Source organism: Micromonospora sp. NBRC 110009, assembly GCF_030518795.1.
Taxonomy (GTDB): domain Bacteria; phylum Actinomycetota; class Actinomycetes; order Mycobacteriales; family Micromonosporaceae; genus Micromonospora.
In genome coordinates this window covers 6,596,001-6,617,492 of record NZ_CP130427.1, presented here as the reverse complement: position 1 = coordinate 6,617,492, position 21,492 = coordinate 6,596,001, and the positions used below count along the sequence as shown (strand labels likewise).

The following is a 21,492-nucleotide window of genomic DNA, read 5'->3' as shown; positions in this document are numbered from 1 at the left end:
CAAGCACGTCTTGGGCCTTCGGGCAGCGGCTACGGTCGGCAGGGCTGCTCGGCTCCATGGGCTCCATCGGCGACTGCTACGACAATTCGCTGGTCGAGTCGTTCTTCGGCTCGATGCAGCTCGAACTGCTCGACCGTCAGCCCTGGGCAACCCGCCAGGAGTTGGCCAACGCCATCTTCGAGTGGATCGAGGCGTGGTACACCTCGCGCCGACGCCACTCAAGCCTTGGCAACCTGTCCCCGATCGACTACGAACGACAACACACCCCGGCCGCAGCCGCGGCCTGATCAACACACAAGAGCAGTCCGGGAAACCGGGGGAAGCTCAATCCGTATCTGCCTGCTGGTCCTGCTGCGCGTAGGTGTGCTGGAGTGGTCTGGTGGATGCCGTGGACCTCGCGCGACGCTTCGCTCTTGGCGGGGCCGCGAGGCTGTCGGACGGGCCGGTCGCGCGGGGCAGGCAAGGCGTCGTGTGGCGGCTGGAGACGGCAGATGGCAGCTGGGCGGTGAAGGTGCCGTTCCACCAGTCCGGTGAGGGCGAGGTGCGGTTGGCGACGGCGTTCCAGGAAGCGGCCTACACCGCCGGCGTACCGACGCCGCAGGTGCGGCGCACTACGGAGGGAGGCGTGTTCGCCACCGTTGGAGGCAGACAGGTCAGGATGTACGAGTGGGTCGACGTGAAGGCCCCCGACCTCTGTCTCGACCCGGGGCTGGTGGGCGCGGTCGTGGCCGCCATTCACCGCGTACCGGTCACTGAGCCCGGGCCGTTGGACCCGTGGTATCACGAACCGGTCGGCGCCGATCGCTGGGACCAACTGGTCCCGCAGCTTGTGGAAGCGGGGGCGCCGTTCGCTGGCCAGTTGGCCGATCTGCGTGATGAGCTGGTCGCATTGGAGTCCTGGATCGAGCCGCCCGAGATGCTGCGGACCTGCCACCGCGACCTGTGGGCCGACAACGTCCTGCCGACCGCGGACGGCGGAGTGTGCGTCATCGACTGGGAGAACAGCGGGCCGGCTGATCCGAGCCAGGAGCTGGGGTGTGTCCTCTTCGAGTTTGCCCGCGCCGATCCGGGCCGTGCCCGCGCCCTGATCGACGCCTACCGGGAGGCCGCGGGACCGGCGGCGGTGAATCGGCGCGGCCAATTCTCGATGCTCATCGCGCAACTCGGGCACATCACCGAGGTCGCCGCCACCGACTGGCTGATGCCAAACGTGCGCTCTCCGGAGCGCGCCGATTCCGCCGCCTGGATCAGTGAGGTTCTTGACGAGCCGCACACCCGCGAGCTGCTCGAAACCCTCTTGGCTGCGGTGTGCGGAGGCGCCACGCCGTCAGGGCAGCCGCCGGAGATCTGAACTGTCCGCGCAAGGGTCCGCGTCGGCCGCGGCGGTTGATCTGCCGGTTGCCAGCGCGGGAGAGCCGGTGGCGTACCTGTTCGCCGGATGAGCGTCGATGGGCGCGGTGCCGTTCCAGGAGGCGAAGTAGGCCCGGTTGGGGAACCGGGTGATGTCACCGACCTCGACCAGCAGCCGGGCGGCGCCGAACGGTCCGATGCCGTGCAGGTCCATCAGTGTGGTGCCGGTCGCCGCGATCAGTTCGGTCAGTTCCTTGTCGGCTTGCTTGGTGCGTTGGTAGACCCGTTCGAGGTCACTGATGAGCTCGGCGGCGACCCGGCGTCGAGCCTTGCCGACCGCGTCACGGGGTCTGACCGTGGCCAGCAGTGCCTTGGCCTGGGCGGCGGACAGGCTCTTCTTCGCTCCACCGGGGATCAGTTCCAGCAGCAACTGGTGCAGCTGGGAGACTATGCGGGTGTGGTCCTCGCCCAAAGAGCGGCGCCGGTCGACCAGAATCCGCAACAGGGCGAGCTGTTCGTCGTTGACCACCGGGCGCAGCCCCGGCATCCGGGTGCCGACCAGCGCGACGGAGTGCGCGTCGGTGGCGTCGGTCTTGCGGCCCTGCCCGGCGGCGAACACCCGCGCCCGGACGGACAACTTCGGCGGCACATCCACGACCTGCTCGCCATCGGTCAGCAACCGGTTGGCGATGTGCCGGCCGATGCCCTGGCAGCCCTCGATCGCCCAGACCCGGTGCGGCCACCGCTTGGCGTACTTTCTCATTGCCGCGTAGCCGTCCCGGCCCGTGTCGAAGCGGCCCGCGCCGCCGGACTACCACCGATCACCACCGGTGTCATCCAACCCGGTGCCCCGATCGAGGTCGACCGGCTCGTCAACGCCACCGGCCTGGTTAGCCTCGCCGGCCGACAACACCCCGTCGGCTACCACTTCGCCGGCAGACGCGTCACGGTCCGACTCGACCGCGGCCTCATGCAGATCACCGCTGACGGCGTCCTGCTCCGCAGCCTGCCCAACCCCCTGTCACCAGCCGAGATCGTCGGCATCCGCGACGCCCGCCCCGCCGGACCACCACCCACCCCGGCGTCCGAGCCTCTGCGGGTGGAACGCCGCGTCAGCTGCCGAGGAGCCCTCGTGATCGCCGGTCAACGCATCCAAGGCCATCGCCAGGTTCAAGGTCCGCAAGCCGGAACCTCCACGGCGTGGAAGCGGCGGCCGGACCACAGGAATCTGATTCGCGGGACACGCCGTGTCAGAGGCCTTGAGTAGCTTCTATGCAATACGGACCGCACGCCGGAGGAAGGCCGCAGATGGAACTACCGCTCAGGCGAGTCGAGCGCACCGAGACGCCGGTCATGTTCGTCGCCACCAAAGACGGGTCCGACGATATCGGGCGAGCCTGGGACCACCTGGAGACCGTGCTCGGGTCGCTGCGGGGGCGCAAATTCCTCGGCGTGTTCGACGACTCCGGCATCTACCGCTGCTGCGTGCAGGTCCGAGTTGGCGACGACCCTGACCAACTTGGCCTGCAATCAGGCGTCGTTCCAGGAGGCCAATACTTGAGCGCAACCGTGCGTGGTCCCCAACCCGCCGCTTATGCCCTGCTCACCCCGACCTTTGAACCTTGCGGCGCTCGGGAGACCGAGACGACACTCGCCCCAGCATCGAGTACTACCGCCGCCACGACCGGATCGACCTGCTAATGCCCGTACGAGGCAGAGCCTGAACCGACCGGCCGCTACAGCAAACCCCGTTGTCCACTGCCCAACTGATGATCGTCTAGCCGGACGTGTCACCCACGTCCAGAGACTGATCTGTCACGGAGGTCCTGAGACCCGACATCGCAGGCAGCCGGCTGTCGTACTCCGCTTGATGGGTTGCGTCGTGGCTTCACTTGATGCGCGACACTCTCCTCGCATGGGGAACCAGCCAGCGAAGGTCGCGTTCGACTTTGAGCAGTAGGCGCGTCGGGTGAGCGGAGGGCCTTGCTTCGTCTGCGCGTTTGCGCCCGCCGCGTCGGCTGTGGAAACCGCTGTCCGATTGTCGGAGCACAGTGCTAGAACCAACGCCGTTCAGTTAGGCGTGGGCGGGGCTGGTCAAGGGGTGTGTTGATCAGGAAGTGAGAGGCGGGGTTCCGGTATCAAGGTTTGTCACTCCAAGACAACCCGAACCAGGAACCCCGCTCGGTGGATCAGATTGCCATAACACGGACGGTCACGGTAGCTGCCGGACCGTTCGCGGCGGGTCATCTCGGTGAGTTGACCCGCCTCGTGCCGTTCGAGATGGTCGATGAGGTGCTGGCCACCACCCGGCGTACGCAGCGACGGGTCCGTCTGTTGCCGGCCCGGGTGGTGGTGTACCTGCTGCTGGCCGGCTGTCTGTTCGCCGACCTCGGCTACCGGCAGGTGTGGGCGAAACTCGTCGCCGGCCTGCGCGGGCTGCCGATACCGGACCCCAGCGGCAGCGCGTTACGCCAGGCCCGGCAACGACTCGGCTCAGCACCACTGCGGGCCTTGTTCGACCTGCTACGAGGCCCAGCGGCCACCGGTGCCGTCGCCACCGTGTGGTGGCGGGGCCTGCTGCCGGTCGTCATCGACGGCACCGTGATCGCCGTAGCGGACTCGACGGCCAACCTGCGCCGCTACGTCAAACACCGGTGTAACAACGGCGGCTCCGGCTACCCGACACTGCGGCTGAGCGCCCTGTTGGCCTGCGGCACCCGATCGGTCATCGACGCCGTGTTCGACCCGAGCACCACCGGCGAGACGGTCCAGGCACGGCAGCTCGCCCGCAGCCTACGCGCCGGGATGCTGCTACTGGCCGACCGCAACTACGCCGCCGCCGACCTGATCGCCACATTCACCGCGACCGGAGCGGACCTGCTGATCCGCTGCAAGACCGGCCGCGGGCTCCCGCTGATCCGCCGCTACCGCGACGGTTCCTGGCTGTCGGTCATCGGCGGCCAGCACGTCCGCGTGATCGAGGCCCGGATCAGCATCACCACCACCGCCGGCCACCACACCGGCGACTACCGGCTCATCACCACTCTGCTCGACCCGCGTCGCTACCCAGCCGCCGACCTCGTCGCCCTCTACCACCAGCGATGGGAGATCGAGACCGCCTACCTGGAACTCAAGTCCACCATCCTCGGCGGCCGGGTCCTGCGTGCCCGCACCCCCGACGGCGTCGACCAGGAGATCCACGCCCTGCTAATCGTCTACCAGGTGCTGCGGACCGCCATGGTCGACGCCACCGACAGCCGGCCCGGCCTCGACCCGGACCGGGCCAGTTTCACCACCGCCCTCAACGCCGCCCGCGACCAGGTCGTCCACGCCGCCGGCGTCATCGCCGATACCGTCATCGACCTGGTCGGTGTCATCGGCGAACGTGTCCTGGCCGACCTGCTGCCCGAACGTCGCATCCGCACCAAGACCCGCATGATCAAACGCTCGAACTCCAAGTACCAGGCCCGCGGACCGAACATCGATCGCCGCACCTACAAGGCCACCACCAGCATCGACGTCATCACCAACGAACCTTGACCAACCAACCACCGCCCTAACTGAACGGCGTTGGTGCTAGAACGCCGGAGTGCAAAAGATTTTGACGTTCCCTGATCAGCTGCGGCTCATTGACGAACGGTCGACCGCCTTTCGCGCCGCGGTCGCCGCAGCACCCAGCCTCGACGTTCAGATGCCGACCCATCCCGAGCGGACGCTGTTCGATCACGTGCAACACGTGGGCATGGGCCGCCGCAAAGCAGCCGCCATCGTCACCGCAGGGCCCGCGGACGCTCCGCCGGAGGAGTCCGCATGGGGAGGCGCCACGGGTGCACCTCGGGAGCGCGAGGCTCTACTGGCCTGGTGCACCGAGTCCATCGAGCAACTAGCGAGCGCGCTGCGCGAGGCCGGCCCGGGTCGCGGTTGCTGGACATGGTGGTGGGACTCGCCGTCACCGCAGACCTCCGGAGCCTGGGCGCGGCGCCAGCTCCACGAGATCGCGGTGCACACCTACGACGTCCAGCTCACCGGGGGTGCCCCGCAGCCGAATACCGGAGGAGATCGCCCTCGACGGTTTCGACGACTGCCAGTTCACCCTCTGCGCGACGGCGGTCGCCTGGCCACACGAACCCGCCGTCGTCGATTACCACGCCACCGAGGGCCACTCCTGGCGCCTTCGGCTGTCCCACGACGGCGCACAGGCCGCCCGCCTCGGCGCTCCCGCTGCCGGCGAGGACTCGAACACGGCCGACGCCTCCGCCCGGGGCACGGCCAGTGACCTGGTCCTGTTCTTCTACGGCCGCATACCGTTGGATTCCCTGAATTTCGAAGGCGACCGTCGTATCTTCGATCAGCTCGTAGCCTGGGACCCGTCCGTGTAACGGCATCCCAGCTGGCACGCTCCCGTGCAGGTTCACAGCGACGCTGTCCTGCCCATCCCCGCGCACACGCGCCAGAGCGGCCGGGGCAGGCGTGAAGTCGCAGCAGTTCCACGCGGTGATGGCTGAGAACGGCGTCCTACGGGTCGACGACGACAGCCACGCAGCCCTCGCCCGGGACATCCGCAGCCGCATCCAAGCCTGAACTCACAGGACGATCGTGCGCACGGTGCCGTGATCGTCTAGCCGGAGGCGTAACGGATCAACTGAACGCAATCCGTAACGCATCTGTGGAGGTCCGACTTTGCCGAGATGAGTGCATTCAGGAAGGCGAGCACTTCGAGATGGCCTGTCACGCAACGCCTGCCCCCTCATATTCTCGGATGCTTTCGCCTGGCCCGAATGTCACAATGCCGCAGTGGAGGGCTTTCGGTGTGCGAGCTGCGGGAACACGCTGAGCGTCCCGGTCCGGTTGGTGGAGCTGCCGGAGGGGCTGCACTGGTCGCTCCTGGATTGCCATCACGTGAACCCGCCGCTTCTCGACCCCGGCACCTATGCGATCGACGAGGCCGCGTATGGCCGTGATCAGGTCATCGGCACCTTCGTCCTCTCACCCGGCGACGTACGCGGGACACGCTTCGTCCACAACCTTGTTCACACGGGCTGCTGGTCCGTGGTGGGGTGGAACCCGTGTGTGGCCTGCGAAGGCTGCGGCGCCTTGGTCGCCTCCCGGACGGATGACTGCAGGGTGGCTCAGGAGACGCGCTTTTACCCAGCGATGGTCGTCCGGGAGCCGTGTGACGATGAGCCTGATCGCGCCGCGGATCCTTTTGCGCTGATCGCCGACTGGGACAGCCCTGCACCCGACACTAGACAACACGGCTGGGTGCCCAAGCCGACCCGCCCTCGTCCCGAACTCGTTGCGACCCGCTGGGGCGGCCGAGGTGTGAAAGAGCATCTCTTTCGAGACGATCCGCCAGCCTGACCAGCCGGCCGATATCGGACCTCGACGGTCGGCGTAAGGGATTGATCTGCGCTCCTCTCCGAGAGGTCAGCATCGACCACCGTTGAGCAACCATCCACTCGATCGGCGGCTCATGTCCCGCCACGGCGCACTGATCTGCCCCTGACAGCGCGTCCGAGACGACCGGATCTGCCGAGATGAGTGCATGAGGTTGCCGCTGGAAGGATTTCATCAGAATCAGTGGATGACTACAGCCAGCCGGCGCCGATGCCCGGACCCGCGAAGTGCCGCTTGCCCATGCCATGATGCCGTCCGACGGATCGGTTGAGGAAGGGAACATCAATGGGCGCTTCGGCGTGGCGCTACACAGCGGACTACCAGCAGGACGTGGGCGCTGCGCTCCGACAGCTGCGCCAAGAGGTATACGACCGCGGCGAGTACTACCGGGAGTCTGCCGAGGGCGACTCCGACCTGGAGTTGACGGAGGAGGAGTTTCGGGCGCGGTTGGATCCGCGCAACGACGACGACGGCTTCAACGACGCGATCGTCGAGGACTGGCGGGAACGCAAACGCCGGCCGGTGCCCGTCGACCCGGACACCCTCTTTGCCGCGCAACCGCACTCCGGGACACATTCGATCATTGACATGATCAACGGAGTGTCTGATCGCCCCGACTTCGCGACGGTGTCCCCGCTGACGAGTGAAGAGCTGATCGAGGCCTTCGGTAGCACGACGCCACAGTCAGACCCCGTCCAGGAGTGGATAAAGGCCGGTGGGGGTTTGCGGGAGCGCTGGTTCGGCACGTATGTGATCAGCTACCGTGACGGTCAGCCCGACCACATCCACTTCTGTGGGTACTCTGGCGACTGATACCTCACGCCACCTTCCTATCGCGACCGCTCGACAACGAAGCCCGGCCACAACGTGCACTCTCAGTCCGCCGAGCGGCCGATCGGCGTCGCCCTGTCGTGCCGAGATGAGTGCACAGATCACATAACACTCGGCCTGAGCCCGGCGAGCTTTATCGAAGACCGAAGTCGCTTGGAGCCTCGGCCGCTTTGGCTCTGAACGCCTTATCCAGATTCTCATCCGCCGAGCCGAGAAGGTCATAGAACTGACGTTCCCGCGATCCGGCGTATTCGACATCCGACTCATGGTTCAAGACGTCAGCCAGGAGGTCAGCAAGCTCGGACAGGCGGAAGTAGCGCATCGCGTCGATCGCTCGTCTCAGGCGGAAAGGTTCGTTGACCTCCACGGCGAAGCCCAAGCCGCCGCCCATGGCCGAGTTGTAGACACGTAGCAGGAAGGAAAGGTGCGCAATCCCTAGCGGAGTTCCTTCAGGCGCTTCACCGTCAGTCCCGTAGTCGGCGGCACGGTTCCAGATGACGGCGAGATCTTCCAACACGGCCCACCTCCACGTCTCATCCAACTCGTCCATCATGAGCCACCGAGTTTCCTTTTACTCCCGCCGATACAGCGCACGATTCAATCACGCTAGCCCCGTACTCGTCGCGCATCCTCTTCTGCCGCAGAGCGAGCGCCGAGCGGCGCTACTCCTTCAACTTCGCCACCCACGCGTGCGCCACGTTTGCGGCCTGCTGTTCCCAGGTGCGCACGCCGCCTCGGATGGGCCATGCCCGCGTCCTTCCCTCTTGAGGAAGGTCAGCGCACGCGTTGGCAAACCGGCGTGTGAGGGCGTCTGCCGCCCGTAGCGCGTCGGCGCGGCCCCGCGCAGCCTGCTCGTTCACTCGGTTCAGCTGCTCGACGTGGGCAGCGGCTTGCCGGAGCAAATCGTGGCCGATCTCGGGGTCCGTGCCGATGGCCAGGACCAGGACGGATGGTTCGATACCTTCGGCGAGGGCTGCGGCCAGACGGCAGTGTCCGTCAATCAGCACGTAGCCGTCGAAGCCAGTCACGGACCACAGCAGGATCGGCGGAAGCACTTGCTCGCGGGCCTGTCGGCGGTAGGCCTTAACGCGGGCCGCATCGGCATCGGGTAGCTGACGCAGGGGCAGCACGCCGTTCCACCCCTCGAACCAGTCGAGGTAAGAGTCGGGATAGTCAGTGGTGAGGTCGCCTCGCAGGCAGTACGACGGCAGTCTGCGGGGCCGGAGGATCCAGAACCCGTTGTGCAACGGCCCGGCGTCGGCGTCATCCAGCCAGGAGGCGAATTGATGTGCCCATCGGTCGAACCAGGCCGCGCCGCCGGGCGGAGTGACCTGGCGCGCATGGTCGGCGCGCAGTGGGGGAAGCGGCGAGAGGTAATCCCCGGTCCGGAACACATGCACGCCATAGTTCGAGCGCTGCACCTTCCCGAGAAGGACCAGGCGGCTCTGTTGGCGCAGTAACATGCGCCCGCCAGATGCAACCTCAAGCCGGAGATCAGGCATGGTGCGGCCGGTGACGACCAGTCCAAGGCCTCCCACGGCGGCGTACAGATTGACCCGGTGCACCGATCAAGCTTAGGGAGCGGCTTCCCGATCTGGGCAGCGGAGCCTCCGCCCCGGGGGCGTGTGTCTTGCGACGACGGCGCACGCACATGCCGCCGATCGTGCGCGCTCTTCCTCGCGCTGGCTGTCGCTGTCAGTAGCAGCCGCGGCTCCGGCAAAGTGCGGACCTCACGATGGCTCCGGCGGCCGCACGTGCGGAGCCATTCGTTCTCCAGCAGCAAGGTCGTCACGCCAGTAGCGGTAGACCAGGCCGTGTACCACCTCAACCGACTCTGCTGCGACCAGACAGGAAGGAAGATCACCCCCGGTAGGTGCATCGACGTCGAAGGCAACGACCACTGGTGATTCTTCACCGACATGCCGGCGCACCAGCGCGCGCTCGTCGAGGGTGGGTTCTCGGAACCGAGGATCCCAGAACCGGGTCGGGCAAGCCAGGTATGCGACGTCGGTGAAGACCACCTCGAGACCGTGGTGGTAGGTCAGGTCGTTTCCTGCGGCCAAACAAAGCTGGGAGCCGTCGAAGTGCAGCACGTCCCAGTCCCACCAAGATCCCTTAGGCAGTTCAATCACACCGCCGATCCTCCCATCGGTGACCAGTCAATGGACCGAGCCGGCATCCGGATCTGCCGCTGATCGCGCGTCTTGACCGGCGTCGAGGATCGGCATGCCCCAGCGATAGGCGACACGCCAGTTACGTACCGTGACAGCCGAGCCCGGAGAGAGCCGGCCAACTGTCACCCTTCAAGTGAAGTCGATGTGTAACGGATCAAGTGGAGCCCGGCATCGCCGGCAGCCGGTGTGTCCTCCGTCGACTGATGCCCGCCACTCGTCCGCCAACTGATCTGCGACACCTCCGCGCGCTGATCGCGGCAGATCCGGTTGGCCGTCACAGTGGTCGCCAGGTCTGACATGGGGGATCGGATTGGCGCAACCAGGGTGGCCGCACGGGAGTCGACGCACGGAGCCAGGGCTACTGGTTAGGTGTTCACCAGCCACTGTTGCCCGTCGATGAGCTCGCGAACCGCGTCGAGGTGTCCGGCGTGGCAGGCGGTCTCAGTGATCACATGGAGCAGGACATCCCGAAGATTGTGCAGGCGCCATTCACCCTCGGGAAAGGGCCACCAGGCCAAGTCGGCATCGGCAGATGAGGCGGCGATGACGGCATCCGCCAAGGAAGCCTCATGGCGATAGCAGTCAAGGACATCGCCGGCGGGTAGTCCCGGAGCTACCTGCCATGGGCTATCTTGGCTGCCGACCAGGTCGATGACCTCCGGGTCGCCGGCCACAACAGCGCGGAACCACAAACGCTCCACCGACAGCGCGAGGTGCTGCACCATCCCCAGGCAGCTCCACCCCGAGGGCAGCACGGGGCGCCGCAGCGCCTCATCGCTCAGCCCTTCCACGGCACCCAGCACGTGGTTTCGCTGCCTCTGGAGGCACTGCATCAACGCGGTGATCTCGACGTCGACTGCCACCGTCATCTCTAAACCGTCCTGTTGATCTCAACCGAAGTTCACCCGGCGACGAGCATCCCGCCTGGCGCCCATCGTTACGCCATCGCGAGCAGGGCGATGCCCATACCCGCGCTCATCACGCCATGGCACAGTGCCGACCAGTCCAGCGGACAGGCCACCGCGTCCGTCGTCGCCGGGGACAGTCCACTGATGCGCATTCCGCGGCCGACCCACCAGAGTGCGGCTAGTACCAGGTAGCCCCCGAGCAGCGCACCGACCCATCCGGCACTCCCGGCCGGCGCATGACCCATCCCGGCCATGTCCATGCCGCCGTGACCGCCGGCGGAGGCGTGCCCCAATGTCGAGGCACCCATCCACACCATCGTCCCTGTCGCGGTGGCGAAGAACACCGGGACCGTACGACGTCGCGGCGTCCGCACCGCCCGCACCAGGAACCACCCCGTCGACATCATGAAAATGACAATCCAGGCTGCTGCCGGGACCGCCGCGCCCCACGGCCAGATCATCGCGACATCGATAGGCCCATGACCAGGTGTGACATCTCGGAGAGTCGATGCTCCGCCACCGGAGAGGGCCACGCGGCGGGTGGGCGCAGGCACCGGAGCAGGTGAAAGGCGGCTGCCCCTCCGAACGCCACTGTCAGCAGCCATCGGAGGGGGGCAATGTCGATCATCGGCCCCACGAACGGTGGCGGAGCATCCGGCAGGCGCCAAACTTCAGTGGCAGCAATGGTGCGCGCTGCCGGCGGGACCGGTGGCGCCCAGGTTGTCGTCACGGCCGGCGGCGAGGCGCGACCACTGTGAGGTGGGCCGGCCGTCGAGCCGGAACTGGTCGCCGTCGGTCCGGAAGCGCTGCGGCCAGCCTTCCGGCGAGTCCTCCCAGTCCTCCTGGCGGCCGTGGACGGTCATGTCGAGCAGGCCGTATGACGGCGCCATCGCCTCGACGCCCCGCCCGGTGGTCCAGTAGGTCTCGAACACCCGGTCGCCCTGGCGCAGGTAGCACGCCTTCATCCCGAACGCCCGCCCGGCGACGAGGGAGTCGAGCGACTCCGCGGGCACCGAATACCAGGGGGCCTGCCAGCCCATGAAGTCGCGGTAGCGCGAGCTCTCCTCGAACGGCCCCTGGCAGAAGACCGCAAACGTGACGTCGCGCGAGTGCAGGTAGGACAGCTCGAGCACCTGGCCGGTGAAGAACGTGCAGCCCTCGCACTGGTCGGCGGCCGGCCTGCCCGTGTGCCACATGTGGTACGACGCGAACAGCTGGGTCCTGCCCTCGAAGGCGTCGAGCAGGGGCACCGGGCCGTCGGCGCCGACCAGACGGGTGGTCGGGTCGACCTCGACCATCGGCAGCCGCCGGCGGGCCGCGGCGATGGCGTCGCCCTCACGGGTGTGTGCCTTCTCGCGGAGCCGGAGCTCGTCGAGCTGCTTCTGCCAGGTCTCGCGGTCGGTGAGTGTGGGCGCCGGTGGCGTGGTCATGGCTTCCTCCCCAAGGTGGTCGCTATGAGCGTAATAGTAGCTGCTAGGATTGAGCAAGTGTGAGATTCTTGAACTCACCAGTGTGACGAACGGGCGGCGCGGGTCCGGACAGGCGTAGGGAGGTTTTCGGTGCCGACTCAGCGGGGTTATCGGCAGGCATGCGGTGTCGCGCGCGGCCTCGACATCGTGGGAGAGCGGTGGGCGCTGCTCGTGGTGCGCGAGCTGCTGCTCGGGCCGAAACGGTTCACCGATTTTCAGCAGGCGCTCCCGACCGCCAGCCCGAACGCGCTGTCCGACCGGCTGCGCGAGCTGGCCGACGCGGGCGTCGTACGCCGCCGGCAGCTGCCTCCGCCAGGCAATGTGCGGGTCTACGAACTGACCGCGTGGGGCCGCGGCCTCGAGCCGATCGTCGTCGCGCTTGGCACCTGGGCGCTGGCCGCCCCGCCGACCGCGGAACAGCTCTTCGTAAGCGCGGACAGCGCCATGCTGACCATCCGCACCTACTTCGTGCCGACGGAGCGGCCCGAGGCGAAGCTCCGGATCGAACTACGCGACCACGGTCCCGCCGGAGTGTTCGGCGTCCGCCTCACGTCGGCCGGCGCCGAGGTCGCCCACGAGCCGCCCGACGAGCCGCACGCCGTCCTGATCACCACGACGGATGCCCTCCTCGCCGCCTTCGGCAGCGACGACCTGGCCGGGCTCGTAGCCGACGGCGGCGTGATCATCGGTGATCCCGAGGTCGTACGCCATCTTGTCGCGGGCGTGCGTGTCCCGGCCTCCGCAGAAAAGTACGGCACCTCCGGCCCAGGAGGGCGGGCGGATCGCCGCGAGAGGTGACCGCCTCTCGCGCCAGCTCGGGTTCGCCCTGTTTGGTGGACACCCCGGCCCGGCGTCGACCAAGGTCACGTGTACGCATCTGCCGCTGGTCGGTGCCAGGGATCGCGCCGGGTCGGGCGAGGAAGGCGGGCTCACGACGGGGCGATTACCGCAGGCCTTCTCGATGTTCGGCGATTCGGCTCCTGCCGAGACCATGGCGGATGACCGAGACTGGAGCGATGTCTCACGATGTCGGGGGTGCGCCACGAACCCAGGTAGCAGTCACCGCTCTGCTCATCGTCGTCGGCGTGCTCATCCTCTTCGTCCCCGCCGGTGACGAGGGCCGAGTCCTCGTGCCAATCAGCGAAGGTCACGGACTATCCGCCGTAGACGGGGTCGGCGCGGCACTGCTGGCGTTGGGCGGCACCTGGCTGGAAGTGCTCGTGGTACGGCGCCTGCCGTCCCTCGCCCTGCCCCCACGGGCCTTGTTCGGACTCGGCCTGCTGGCCGGCCTCGGCATGGGGCTCCTGATCGCCTCGGTCTTTTCGGGATTCTTCTGGTGGTGGGCTGTCGGCGCCACCGCACTTGGCGTTGCCGTCCTGGTCCTCGTGCCCCTCACGGCGTGCCGTTGAGGTCGCTGAACGAACGTCCGCTTCTGCCGCTGGTCGCGCTCTCGCTGGTCGAAGCGCGGATGGAAGCGGGTTTATGGTGGACGGATGCTTGACCTGAGCAGGCTAGAGCTGGAGGAGATCGCCACCGCGCTCGAGGACCAGACCGACTACGAGCACCGATGGCTGATCGACCCGCAGACCGGCGAGATCATGGTCTGGACGACGGACGGCGGCATCGACGGACAAACGCCCGTCGACCTTGAGGCCCTTGACCTGGTCGGCATCGACCCGCTGCCGTCTTACGTCTGGTATCAGGACATGGTCGACTTCGCCGAGGGGATCAGTGACGCGGCGGCCGGGCGCAGATTGGCGCGGGCTATCCAGGGCAAGGGTGCCTTCCGCCGGTTCAAGAACGAGTTGCACGAGGAGTATCCGCACCTGCTGCCGGCGTGGCACGCGTTCCGCGACGTGCGCGCAAGGCGGCGGGCGGTTGAATGGCTGGTCGACAACTCGCTGGTCGACGACGAAACGGGCGAGCGTTTCGTGGCCGAGCACCCGGATCCCCACCTTCCCTGAGCTGACGCCCGCGCCGCGCGACTTCCCGGACGACGAACGCACGCATCTGCCGCTGACCGTGCGTTGGCCGCTCGACGGGGCGTCCGCACCTGCCGATGACCGGACGGGAGCCACGGTGGGCGGCACCTGGATCCTGGGATGACCGCGTCAGTTCCAGGTGATCGTGGCCCGTGTCCGCCAGAGGTCCAAGACGGCCCCGTCCCCGCGTAGTTCAAGGCCTTCAGTCCCACTGCGGTTCCACAGCAAGAGGTAGAGCTCGGATGCGGGTCCCACGATGGTCAGCTGGGCTAGCAGCTCACCGGCGACCAGGCGGCGCCCGGCCGGCTCGATGTAGAAGGTCCATCCCGCGTCGATATCAGTAGGCACCAGGGCCATGCTGAGGGGTGGATCGGCCACCAGACGCCCACCGGGCCGGCCGAAGAAGCCGTTGAGTAGTTCATCGATACCATCAGCGGCGAAGGATGGGTTCCAGTACGGGACCATGGAGATAGCCGACTCGGCATCGGCGCGGTGTATCGCGGTCTCGTGAGCCTGGCGGCGTGCCCAGAACGCCAACGGCGAGGGCGCGGGCAGAAACGTCCAGCACTCAACGCTCTCATCAGCCGTTGCCAGCGTGTCCACGAGTGCGCGGTGGCCCTCCCGAAACCAGTCCAGCAGCTCGTCGTCATCGACTGCGGCGAAGAAGTCCGCCTCTTCCCGGTTGGAGTAAGGGTGACGGCGTCTCCTGATCACGTGGGCCATGGCCCATCGATGTACACCGCTGACATGGCGCAGCAGATCACGGACCTGCCAGCCAGGGCAGGTGGGCACGTGTGCGTCCAGACCCGCCCGGCCCGCCGCCTCTGCCAGTCGGACACCTTCCTCATCCAGCGCGGCAATGTGCTCGGCGATGCGCATGAGGCGAGCGTCCCACGCGGCACCTACCCTCCGCCAGGGTGGGCGTTGTGCCATGGATGACTGGAGCCCGTCCCCGCCTGAGCAGCCGGGGTGCCGGCTATGACCTGGCCGGGTCAGCGGCATGACGGCAACGCCGTCCAGGGCTGCGGTAGACGTGCGGCCGGCGTACATGACTAAAGCGTCGATCGGGCCAGCGTCGGCCGGGGCGAGCGCCGACAGGCCCTGTGTGGCCAGCAGCACTCGGTGGCGCAGCGGTCGACGTAGTACATGCGCGGCGCCGACCGCAAGGACGGCTTGACCAGGCGCACACTCATGCCGCGGACCGTGCGCTGCGGAGCGTCACGATTGCTTGAGGTAGGTGCCGTCCGGTCGTGCCGAGAAGCGGACACCCGATCATCATTTACTTCGGGTTCACTGGTTTCCGATGAGGGCCAGCAGGGTGGCGTGCGTTTCCTCGTCGGCGGCTACGACAAGACCTCCCGTACCGGCGTGAAGCGGCTGGCCGTCAATCCCGGTCACCACACAGCCGGCCGCCTGGCAGAGGGCAATGCCTGCGGCGAAGTGCACGCTGTCGCGCAGGTGGCCATCAGTTACGTATGCGGCGCGCCGACCGGCGGCGACCCACGCCACCGCCAAGGTGGTGGAGACCACGCGTGGCCGGAACTGCTCGATGAATCCGTCGTCAGCGAGCAACCGGGCCGCACGGAAAACGTGCTTGTTGGGAAACGGCGGGTCGAGATTGACGTCCACCAGCCGCGACGAGGCCGATGGGGCAAGTTGCTCGTCCACGCCGTCGCGACGCATGGCCGTACGAACGCCGTCAGTCCAGAACACCTCATCAGCAAATGGGTCGGCCGTGGCTGCCACGGCGACCTGCGTTCGGGAGTTGCCCCCTGGTCCTGGACACTTGAGCCTTGGATCGTGATGGTCCGGGGAGATCAGGAGTCCCTGACAGATGGTGAACAAGCACTACCCCGCCGAGTTCAAGGCCGACGCGGTCGCGTTGTACCGGTCTCGGCCGGGGGCGACGATCGCGCAGATCGCTGACGATCTGGGCGTCAATCGGGAGACGTTGCGCAGTTGGGTCCGCGCTGATGATCAGCGTCGGGGCGCAGCGGCCGGGCCGGCGGCGCCGCCGGCGTCCGGGTCGGTGGAGGATGAGAACGCGGCGTTGCGGCGGCGGGTGCGGGAGTTGGAGGAGGAACGGGACATTCTGCGGAAGGCGGCCCGGTATTTCGCCGGGGAGACGCGCTGGTGAACCGCTTCCAGTTCGTCGCCGACCATCAGCAGCGCTATGGCGTGAAGCGGTTGTGTCAGATCCTCGGGGTGTCCCGCTCGAGCTTCTACTACTGGCGATCGGCCGCCGAAGCGCGGGCCGCCCGGCAGGCCGCGGACGTCGCGCTGGCCAGCCGGATCCGGGCGGTGCACGCCGAGCACGACGGCACGTACGGAGCACCACGGATCACCGCCGAGCTGCGCGATGCCGGGCAGTTGGTCAACCGTAAGCGGGTCGCGCGGGTGATGCGCCGCTTCGGCGTGCAGGGTCTGCGGTTGCGCAGGCGAACTCGTACGACGGTGCCGGACCCGGCCGCGGCGAAGGCCCCGGATCTGATCGGCCGGCACTTCACCGCCCCCGCGCCGAACCAACGCTACGTCGGCGACATCACCTACCTGCCGGTCGGTGACCGCGGATTCCTCTACCTGGCCACCGTCCTCGACCTGCACTCCCGGCGCCTCGCGGGCTGGGCGATCGCCGACCACATGCGCACCGACCTGGTCATCGACGCCCTCCACGCGGCGCAGCGCACCCGGGGCAGCCTCGACGGGGCGATCATGCACACCGACCACGGAGCTCAATACACCTCCCGGGCCTTCGCCGCCGCCTGCACCACGGCAGGGGTCCGGCAGTCAATGAGCGCGGTCGGTAGCTCCGCCGACAACGCGGCCGCGGAGTCGTTCAACGCCACCTTCAAACGCGAGACCCTCCAGGGCCGCCGCGCCTTCACCGACAAACGCGAAGCCCGACTCGCCGCATTCCGCTGGCTGCACCGCTACAACACCATTCGACGCCACTCCCGGCTCGGACAGCAATCACCGATCACCTACGAGAAGAACACCCGCCCAGCGCCAGCTACGCTGGCCCCGGCCGCATAACCCCCGTGTCCAGGATCAGGGGTCAAGCCCCTTCCGGCCCGCAACGCTACGTTGACCGAGACGAGCATGTTGTGTACGGCATAGTTCAGCGTCCCGCACAACGGGTCAACCAGCCACACGCGGCCGTTGCCGTCGGTTCCCGTGCGTCCGCTCTCCTCACCCACCAAGACGTCGTCCGGCCGTGCGGCGTGCAAGACGTCGAGGATGGCCCTTTCCGCTTCGAGGTCGGCCGTAGTGGCGAAGTCACCTGCGGACTTTTCGAAGCGTGTCAGCGATGCCCCGTAGTAGGAACGCACGACGGCGGCTCCTGCCTGCGCCGCCGCGATGGCCAAGTCTTGGTCGTTGATCGACATGCAGGCACAATAGATCTCGGACGAGCCCCGAGCAGCACAGCTCTCCCCGTGCAGTGCAAGCCTTGATGACACATCCGGATCTGCCGCGAAGCGCTCGTCACTGGAGGTATCGGTAACCGGCTCGCGGGTGTCCGCATCCGGACGTGCCGAAAGCAGTGCGTCTGATCTTGTGTGCAGAATCGGCTCACCGCAGCGCCCGGCGCCCGCGTCGCAGGTCTCGGTGGCCCGTGGCCGTCACGCGCCCGCGGAGTCCGCGGTCTCCCAGCGCAGCAGGTCGCCGGGCTGGTAGTCGAGGGCTTCGCAGAGTGCGGCGAGGGTGGTGAAGCGGACGGCCTTGGCGCGGCCATTCTTCAGCACGGCCAGGTTGGCGGGTGTGATGTCGACGCGTTCGGCGAGTTCGCCCACGGACATCTTCCGCTTGGCGAGCGTGACGTCGATATCGACAGTGAGCGGCATCAGGTCACCTCGTCCAGCTCGGCCTGCATCTGCGCCGCCTCGGCGTCGCGAGCATCGTTGGGCGGCGCTCCTGCCGCTCGGTGACCCATGCCATATGCAGTTCCTGTCAGCAATCGGGGCGCCGTTCCGCTCAACTCATCGGAAGCAAGCGAACCGACAGGAGCAACACATGAAGCACCGCATCGTCGTCCTCGGCGCCGGCTATGCCGGGGCCTACGTGGCCGGGACCCTGGCCCGCCGGCTGTCCCCGGCGGACACCGAGATCACCGTGGTCAACGCCGTGCCGGACTTCGTCCAGCGGCTGCGGCTGCACCAGCTCGCGGCCGGCCAGGACATCGAGGCTCCGAAGCTCGCCGACGTCTTCGCGGGCACGGGGATACGGCTGCGCGTGGCCCGCGTCACCGCCGTCGACCCCGAGCGCCAGGTCGTCGCCGTGGCCGACGCCGACGGCGGCGGCGGCGAGCTCGGCTACGACACGCTTTTGTACGCGCTCGGCAGCTGCGGCACCGACTGCGGCGTCCCCGGCGTGGCCGAGCACGCCTTCGACATCGCCGCCCGGCCCTCGGCGCTGCGCCTGCGCGAGCGCCTGGACAGCCTGGGCAGGCGGGGCGAAGGCGGGAGGGTGCTGGTCGTCGGCGACGGGTTGACCGGCATCGAGACCGCCACCGAGATCGCCGAATCCCGGCCCGGCCTGTCGGTGGCGCTGGTCGCCCGCGGCGAGCTGGGCGCCCGGCTCTCCGCCGGAGCCCGCAGCCACCTGCGCCAGGCCTGCGACCGGCTGGGCATCACCGTCCTGGAGCACACCAGCGTCGAAGCCGTCGAAGCGACGCGGGTGCTGCGCGCCGACGGAACCGCCCTGGCGTCCGACGCAACCGTGTGGACGGCCGGGTTCGCGGTCTACCCCATCGCCGCCGCCAGCGGGCTGGAGGTCACCGGGAACGGTCAGATCGTCGTCGACCGCACCATGCGGTCGGTCTCGCACCCGAACGTCTACGCGGCTGGCGACAGCGTCTACGCCATCGGCGACAACGGCCGGCCGCTGCCGATGTCCTGCGCTTCGGCCGGCTACACCGGCATGCAGGCCACGGCCGCGATCGTGGGACGCCTGACCGGCCGCAAGATCGCGAGCACCAAGCTGGAGTACCCGGGCAACCACATCAGCCTCGGGCGGCGGGACGGGATCCTGCAGCTGGTCGATGACGAAGGGCAGGCAAAGCCGAAGTACATGGGCGGCCGGACGGCCGCGCGGATCAAGGCGGGCATCCTCAAGATGTCGCTGTGGACCAACTCGCACCCGACCTTCGGCCTGCCCAAGCGCAAGCACCGCCTGGCCGCCGCGCCGGACGCGACAGCCGAGAAGACGGTCGCGACCGCCGAGAAGACGGTCGCGTCCGCCGAGAAGGCGGCCGCGTAGCCGCCTAGGGTGGTCCGCGTGGACAGCACCGCCACTGATCGCTTCGACACCAGTCGGTTCGAGGCCAGCCGGTTCCGGCTGGCCTCGCTGGCGTACCGGCTGCTGGGCTCCGCCGCCGACGCCGAAGACGCCGTGCAGGATGCGTTCCTGCACTGGCAGGCCGCCGACCGGCAGCGGATCAAGGTGCCGGAAGCATGGCTGACCAGGGTCGTCACCAACCTGTGCCTCGACCGGCTCCGCTCGGCACAAGCCCGCCGCGAACGCACCGTCGGCGCCTGGCTGCCCGAACCGCTCCTCGACGGCGATCCGATGCTCGGCCCGGCCGACACTTTCGAGCAACGCGAATCGGTCTCCCTGGCCGTGCTGACTCTCATGGAACGCCTGTCACCCCTCGAGCGGGCCGTCTACGTCTTGCGCGAAGCGTTCTCCTACAGCCACGCCGAGATCGCCGAGATCCTCGACGTCACCGAGTCCGCAAGCCAGCAGCACCTCCACCGGGCTCGGCGCCGCATCACCGCCGCACGCCGCCACGGCGGCGGCGAAGTCGACCCGGCATCCGCCCGCAGGATCGTCGAGGAATTCCTCGCCGCTGCCTCCTCGGGCCGCACCGAACGGCTGGTGGCGCTGCTCACCGACGACGCGACCGCGATCGCCGACTCCAACGGCGCCGGCCCGACCGAGACGCTGCTCCAGTACCACACTCCGCAGCGCATCGCCGCCGTCGCACGGGCCGGCTTCAAACCCACACCCGCGAAACGGCGACTTGCCGGCGGTACGCCCGCCATCCACTACGCGCCCGTCAACGGCGCCCCGGCCATCCTCTTCGTGCTCGGCGACCAGGTCGTCGGCGCCGTAACGTTCGACGTCACCAACGGCAAGATCGCAACCGTGCGCGGCATCGCCGCCCCCACCCGCCTCGCCCGCCTCACCGAAGCCTGGCGGCAGCACGAACCGGACAAGCCACTCATCACCCAGTGGTGACCCGACCCCAACCGCGGCCAGGCGCAGCACCCGTGCTGCGGTGAACCGCTCCTGGGCCTCGGACGCCACCAGCCGCATTCGGACACGGCGGCCGGGCTGGCCGGACTCGCCGCCGCGCTAAGCACATGCCTGCTGTCCCGCCGCTCGCCCCCCCCCCGAACGCGGTCTCCGCTCAGCGATCTCGGTCTCGCCGGGGGACCGGACCTGGAGCCGTGCGGGGCCGGCGCCCGGCCTGGCGCATGAGGTACGGGCCCGTGCCTTCGGCCGCGCCGCTCCGGCGACGAGCGTACGGCCGCGGACGTTCGCCTCTACCGTGGCGTCCTCATTTGCCGCGATCCGCGCTCGTACCACCGAGCTGGCTTGATAGCTGCGGCAGCGAGTGTTCGCCAGATCGAGATGGTGTGTCGCATCGTTCTCCTTCCCGAGTTGGGGTGCCGTGAAGGAAGCTGCCACCAAGTGCGATGTAACGTTGCGCGACTGAGTGCCTACTTAATGGGCTCTCCGGTAAGTCTGCGGCTGAGGGCAGCTACCCGAGCATGAGGGTGGGCCGGACGCGTACGGCGCGCTGGAACTTGGTGCGGCGGTCTTCAGGTAGACCCGAACGTGCGCTCGTATTCTCAGCCGGTCAGACGGTGCGGCGGGAGCGGGCCAGAGCCAGCCAGCCGAGGACCGTGGCGATCAGCCCAATCACAAGGGCCAAGTAGCCACCGGCGATCCCGTTGCCGGTGCCGAGACCACCGTCGGCGGTGACCACCACCAGCCCGCCGTTGACCACGGCGATCAGCCCCGCCACCAGGGCCACGATGGCCCCCCTTCCTCTGTTGCCGATACGGCCGGCGGGTCGTGCCAGAGCCAGCCCTCCGATGACCACGCCAACCAGCGCCAGTAGCGCGGCCGCGCTGCCCCAGATTCGCTCGGGGGTCCAGCCGTAAACAGTGGCGGGCTGGGCCAAGCCGTGCGCGGCCGCCGGTGTGGCAAGCACGAAGACTCCGAGCAGGGCGGTTGCTGCGACGGCGAGCAGGTGACGGACGGACATGGGGGTGCTCCTTCTCCTCTTGGGACTGGTTGTTGTCTGATCCTGTCCGCCGGACCCGTCACCTGTCGTCCTGCTGACGCGGGCACTTCACGCTGCCGCAAGCGACGC

At 68.1% G+C, this 21,492-nt stretch carries 23 protein-coding genes and 4 pseudogenes; 15 read left to right on the top strand and 12 right to left on the bottom strand.

All coding sequences use genetic code 11. The annotated features are described in order from the left end of the window. Positions 1–56 precede the first annotated feature (56 nt). Together Q2K19_RS31245 and Q2K19_RS31240 are read left to right on the top strand one after the other, a co-directional pair. On the top strand, positions 57–287 hold the full coding sequence (locus tag Q2K19_RS31245; protein ID WP_446839734.1) for an IS3 family transposase: 231 nt from the start codon (positions 57–59) through the stop codon (positions 285–287). 92 nt (positions 288–379) lie between these two features. Continuing rightward, positions 380–1,351, top strand: a complete 972-nt coding sequence (locus Q2K19_RS31240) for a phosphotransferase enzyme family protein (RefSeq protein ID WP_302765886.1) — start codon at positions 380–382, stop codon at positions 1,349–1,351. On the opposite strand, the gene Q2K19_RS31235 is transcribed toward Q2K19_RS31240, so the two are convergent. After that, positions 1,328–2,113: an IS110 family transposase gene (locus Q2K19_RS31235; RefSeq protein WP_302765885.1), complete on the bottom strand. Its 786-nt coding sequence runs from the start codon at positions 2,111–2,113 to the stop codon at positions 1,328–1,330. The genes Q2K19_RS31240 and Q2K19_RS31235 overlap by 24 nt on opposite strands. Positions 2,114–2,149: 36 nt before the next feature. Here Q2K19_RS31235 and Q2K19_RS33590 point away from each other — a divergent pair. The 7 genes and pseudogenes from Q2K19_RS33590 to Q2K19_RS31205 form a co-directional block, all read left to right on the top strand. Next, positions 2,150–2,506 (top strand): annotated as a pseudogene (locus Q2K19_RS33590) (IS481 family transposase); the annotation flags it as partial. 152 nt (positions 2,507–2,658) lie between these two features. Then, positions 2,659–3,051 (top strand): hypothetical protein, encoded by a 393-nt coding sequence (locus Q2K19_RS31230; protein WP_302765884.1) that lies wholly within the window; start codon positions 2,659–2,661, stop codon positions 3,049–3,051. Positions 3,052–3,606: 555 nt separating this feature from the next. Then, positions 3,607–4,890 carry an IS4 family transposase gene (locus Q2K19_RS31225; RefSeq protein ID WP_302765883.1) on the top strand — a complete coding sequence of 428 codons (1,284 nt, stop codon included), beginning with the start codon at positions 3,607–3,609 and terminating at the stop codon, positions 4,888–4,890. A 49-nt stretch (positions 4,891–4,939) separates the two neighbouring features. Then, positions 4,940–5,311: pseudogene (locus tag Q2K19_RS31220) on the top strand (maleylpyruvate isomerase N-terminal domain-containing protein); the annotation flags it as partial. Positions 5,312–5,381: 70 nt separating this feature from the next. Continuing rightward, entirely contained in the window at positions 5,382–5,729 is a 348-nt protein-coding gene (locus tag Q2K19_RS31215) for a hypothetical protein (protein WP_302765882.1), read from the top strand. Between the two features lie 472 nt (positions 5,730–6,201). Beyond that, positions 6,202–6,711, top strand: a complete 510-nt coding sequence (locus Q2K19_RS31210) for a hypothetical protein (RefSeq protein WP_302765880.1) — start codon at positions 6,202–6,204, stop codon at positions 6,709–6,711. Positions 6,712–7,032: 321 nt separating this feature from the next. Then, positions 7,033–7,560, top strand: coding sequence for a hypothetical protein (locus tag Q2K19_RS31205; protein WP_302765878.1), 528 nt, complete (start codon positions 7,033–7,035; stop codon positions 7,558–7,560). A gap of 151 nt (positions 7,561–7,711) precedes the next feature. On the opposite strand, the gene Q2K19_RS31200 is transcribed toward Q2K19_RS31205, so the two are convergent. The 6 genes from Q2K19_RS31200 to Q2K19_RS31175 all read right to left on the bottom strand — a co-directional run bounded on the left by Q2K19_RS31200 (position 7,712) and on the right by Q2K19_RS31175 (position 12,090). Then, a complete protein-coding gene (locus tag Q2K19_RS31200) occupies positions 7,712–8,095 on the bottom strand; it encodes a hypothetical protein (RefSeq protein WP_302765877.1) in 384 nt (127 codons plus the stop codon). Positions 8,096–8,240: 145 nt separating this feature from the next. Further along, the gene (locus Q2K19_RS31195) at positions 8,241–9,143 is read right to left on the bottom strand and encodes a hypothetical protein (protein ID WP_302765876.1); all 903 of its coding nucleotides are present in this window, start codon (positions 9,141–9,143) and stop codon (positions 8,241–8,243) included. Positions 9,144–9,308: 165 nt separating this feature from the next. Then, positions 9,309–9,710, bottom strand: coding sequence for a hypothetical protein (locus Q2K19_RS31190; protein ID WP_302765874.1), 402 nt, complete (start codon positions 9,708–9,710; stop codon positions 9,309–9,311). 407 nt (positions 9,711–10,117) lie between these two features. Then, positions 10,118–10,621 (bottom strand): DinB family protein, encoded by a 504-nt coding sequence (locus Q2K19_RS31185; protein ID WP_302765862.1) that lies wholly within the window; start codon positions 10,619–10,621, stop codon positions 10,118–10,120. Positions 10,622–10,689: 68 nt separating this feature from the next. Beyond that, complete coding sequence (locus Q2K19_RS31180; protein WP_302765861.1) at positions 10,690–11,121, bottom strand: DUF5134 domain-containing protein; 432 nt, start codon at positions 11,119–11,121, stop codon at positions 10,690–10,692. A 210-nt stretch (positions 11,122–11,331) separates the two neighbouring features. Then, positions 11,332–12,090: a DUF899 family protein gene (locus Q2K19_RS31175; protein WP_302765859.1), complete on the bottom strand. Its 759-nt coding sequence runs from the start codon at positions 12,088–12,090 to the stop codon at positions 11,332–11,334. Between the two features lie 129 nt (positions 12,091–12,219). On the opposite strand from Q2K19_RS31175, the gene Q2K19_RS31170 reads away from it, so the two are divergent. The 3 genes from Q2K19_RS31170 (at position 12,220) to Q2K19_RS31160 (ending at position 14,093) form a co-directional block, all read left to right on the top strand. Further along, positions 12,220–12,927, top strand: coding sequence for a winged helix-turn-helix transcriptional regulator (locus Q2K19_RS31170; protein WP_302765856.1), 708 nt, complete (start codon positions 12,220–12,222; stop codon positions 12,925–12,927). Positions 12,928–13,214: 287 nt separating this feature from the next. Further along, positions 13,215–13,538 carry a hypothetical protein gene (locus tag Q2K19_RS31165; protein ID WP_302765853.1) on the top strand — a complete coding sequence of 108 codons (324 nt, stop codon included), beginning with the start codon at positions 13,215–13,217 and terminating at the stop codon, positions 13,536–13,538. An 84-nt stretch (positions 13,539–13,622) separates the two neighbouring features. Further along, on the top strand, positions 13,623–14,093 hold the full coding sequence (locus tag Q2K19_RS31160; protein WP_302765852.1) for a UPF0158 family protein: 471 nt from the start codon (positions 13,623–13,625) through the stop codon (positions 14,091–14,093). A 147-nt stretch (positions 14,094–14,240) separates the two neighbouring features. Here the strand turns inward: Q2K19_RS31160 and Q2K19_RS31155 are convergent, their stop codons facing one another. Together Q2K19_RS31155 and Q2K19_RS31150 are read right to left on the bottom strand one after the other, a co-directional pair. After that, complete coding sequence (locus tag Q2K19_RS31155) at positions 14,241–14,990, bottom strand: maleylpyruvate isomerase family mycothiol-dependent enzyme (RefSeq protein ID WP_302765850.1); 750 nt, start codon at positions 14,988–14,990, stop codon at positions 14,241–14,243. A 411-nt stretch (positions 14,991–15,401) separates the two neighbouring features. After that, positions 15,402–15,869, bottom strand: a pseudogene (locus tag Q2K19_RS31150) (inositol monophosphatase family protein); the annotation flags it as partial. 76 nt (positions 15,870–15,945) lie between these two features. Between Q2K19_RS31150 and Q2K19_RS31145 the strand changes: the two are divergent. Then, positions 15,946–17,144, top strand: a protein-coding gene (locus Q2K19_RS31145; protein WP_302764626.1) for an IS3 family transposase whose coding sequence is annotated in 2 segments (ribosomal slippage) — positions 15,946–16,234 and positions 16,234–17,144 — 1,200 coding nt in all. Because the reading frame shifts where the segments join, the coding sequence is not laid out codon by codon here. 32 nt (positions 17,145–17,176) lie between these two features. Here Q2K19_RS31145 and Q2K19_RS31140 read toward each other — a convergent pair. Then, positions 17,177–17,497, bottom strand: a pseudogene (locus tag Q2K19_RS31140) (inositol monophosphatase family protein); the annotation flags it as partial. Between the two features lie 234 nt (positions 17,498–17,731). Continuing rightward, on the bottom strand, positions 17,732–17,953 hold the full coding sequence (locus tag Q2K19_RS31135) for a helix-turn-helix domain-containing protein (protein ID WP_302765849.1): 222 nt from the start codon (positions 17,951–17,953) through the stop codon (positions 17,732–17,734). 169 nt (positions 17,954–18,122) lie between these two features. Here Q2K19_RS31135 and Q2K19_RS31130 point away from each other — a divergent pair, with 169 nt between their 5' ends. Both Q2K19_RS31130 and Q2K19_RS31125 read left to right on the top strand, forming a co-directional pair. Then, positions 18,123–19,367: an NAD(P)/FAD-dependent oxidoreductase gene (locus tag Q2K19_RS31130; protein WP_302765848.1), complete on the top strand. Its 1,245-nt coding sequence runs from the start codon at positions 18,123–18,125 to the stop codon at positions 19,365–19,367. An 18-nt stretch (positions 19,368–19,385) separates the two neighbouring features. Further along, positions 19,386–20,348, top strand: coding sequence for a sigma-70 family RNA polymerase sigma factor (locus Q2K19_RS31125; protein ID WP_302765847.1), 963 nt, complete (start codon positions 19,386–19,388; stop codon positions 20,346–20,348). A gap of 625 nt (positions 20,349–20,973) precedes the next feature. On the opposite strand, the gene Q2K19_RS31120 is transcribed toward Q2K19_RS31125, so the two are convergent. Continuing rightward, positions 20,974–21,384 (bottom strand): DUF6223 family protein, encoded by a 411-nt coding sequence (locus Q2K19_RS31120; RefSeq protein ID WP_302765846.1) that lies wholly within the window; start codon positions 21,382–21,384, stop codon positions 20,974–20,976. Positions 21,385–21,492: the final 108 nt, after the last annotated feature.

Excerpts from the sequence above, each read along its gene's own strand:
- Q2K19_RS31245 (WP_446839734.1), top strand. The coding sequence starts at position 57 with ATGGGCTCCATCGGCGACTGCTACGACAATTCGCTGGTCGAGTCGTTC.
- Q2K19_RS31235 (WP_302765885.1), bottom strand. The coding sequence starts at position 2,113 with ATGAGAAAGTACGCCAAGCGGTGGCCGCACCGGGTCTGGGCGATCGAG.
- Q2K19_RS31230 (WP_302765884.1), top strand. The coding sequence starts at position 2,659 with ATGGAACTACCGCTCAGGCGAGTCGAGCGCACCGAGACGCCGGTCATG.
- Q2K19_RS31205 (WP_302765878.1), top strand. The coding sequence starts at position 7,033 with ATGGGCGCTTCGGCGTGGCGCTACACAGCGGACTACCAGCAGGACGTG.
- Q2K19_RS31185 (WP_302765862.1), bottom strand. The coding sequence starts at position 10,621 with ATGACGGTGGCAGTCGACGTCGAGATCACCGCGTTGATGCAGTGCCTC.
- Q2K19_RS31180 (WP_302765861.1), bottom strand. The coding sequence starts at position 11,121 with ATGATCTGGCCGTGGGGCGCGGCGGTCCCGGCAGCAGCCTGGATTGTC.
- Q2K19_RS31175 (WP_302765859.1), bottom strand. The coding sequence starts at position 12,090 with ATGACCACGCCACCGGCGCCCACACTCACCGACCGCGAGACCTGGCAG.
- Q2K19_RS31160 (WP_302765852.1), top strand. The coding sequence starts at position 13,623 with ATGCTTGACCTGAGCAGGCTAGAGCTGGAGGAGATCGCCACCGCGCTC.
- Q2K19_RS31155 (WP_302765850.1), bottom strand. The coding sequence starts at position 14,990 with ATGCGCATCGCCGAGCACATTGCCGCGCTGGATGAGGAAGGTGTCCGA.
- Q2K19_RS31135 (WP_302765849.1), bottom strand. The coding sequence starts at position 17,953 with ATGCCGCTCACTGTCGATATCGACGTCACGCTCGCCAAGCGGAAGATG.
- Q2K19_RS31130 (WP_302765848.1), top strand. The coding sequence starts at position 18,123 with ATGAAGCACCGCATCGTCGTCCTCGGCGCCGGCTATGCCGGGGCCTAC.
- Q2K19_RS31120 (WP_302765846.1), bottom strand. The coding sequence starts at position 21,384 with ATGTCCGTCCGTCACCTGCTCGCCGTCGCAGCAACCGCCCTGCTCGGA.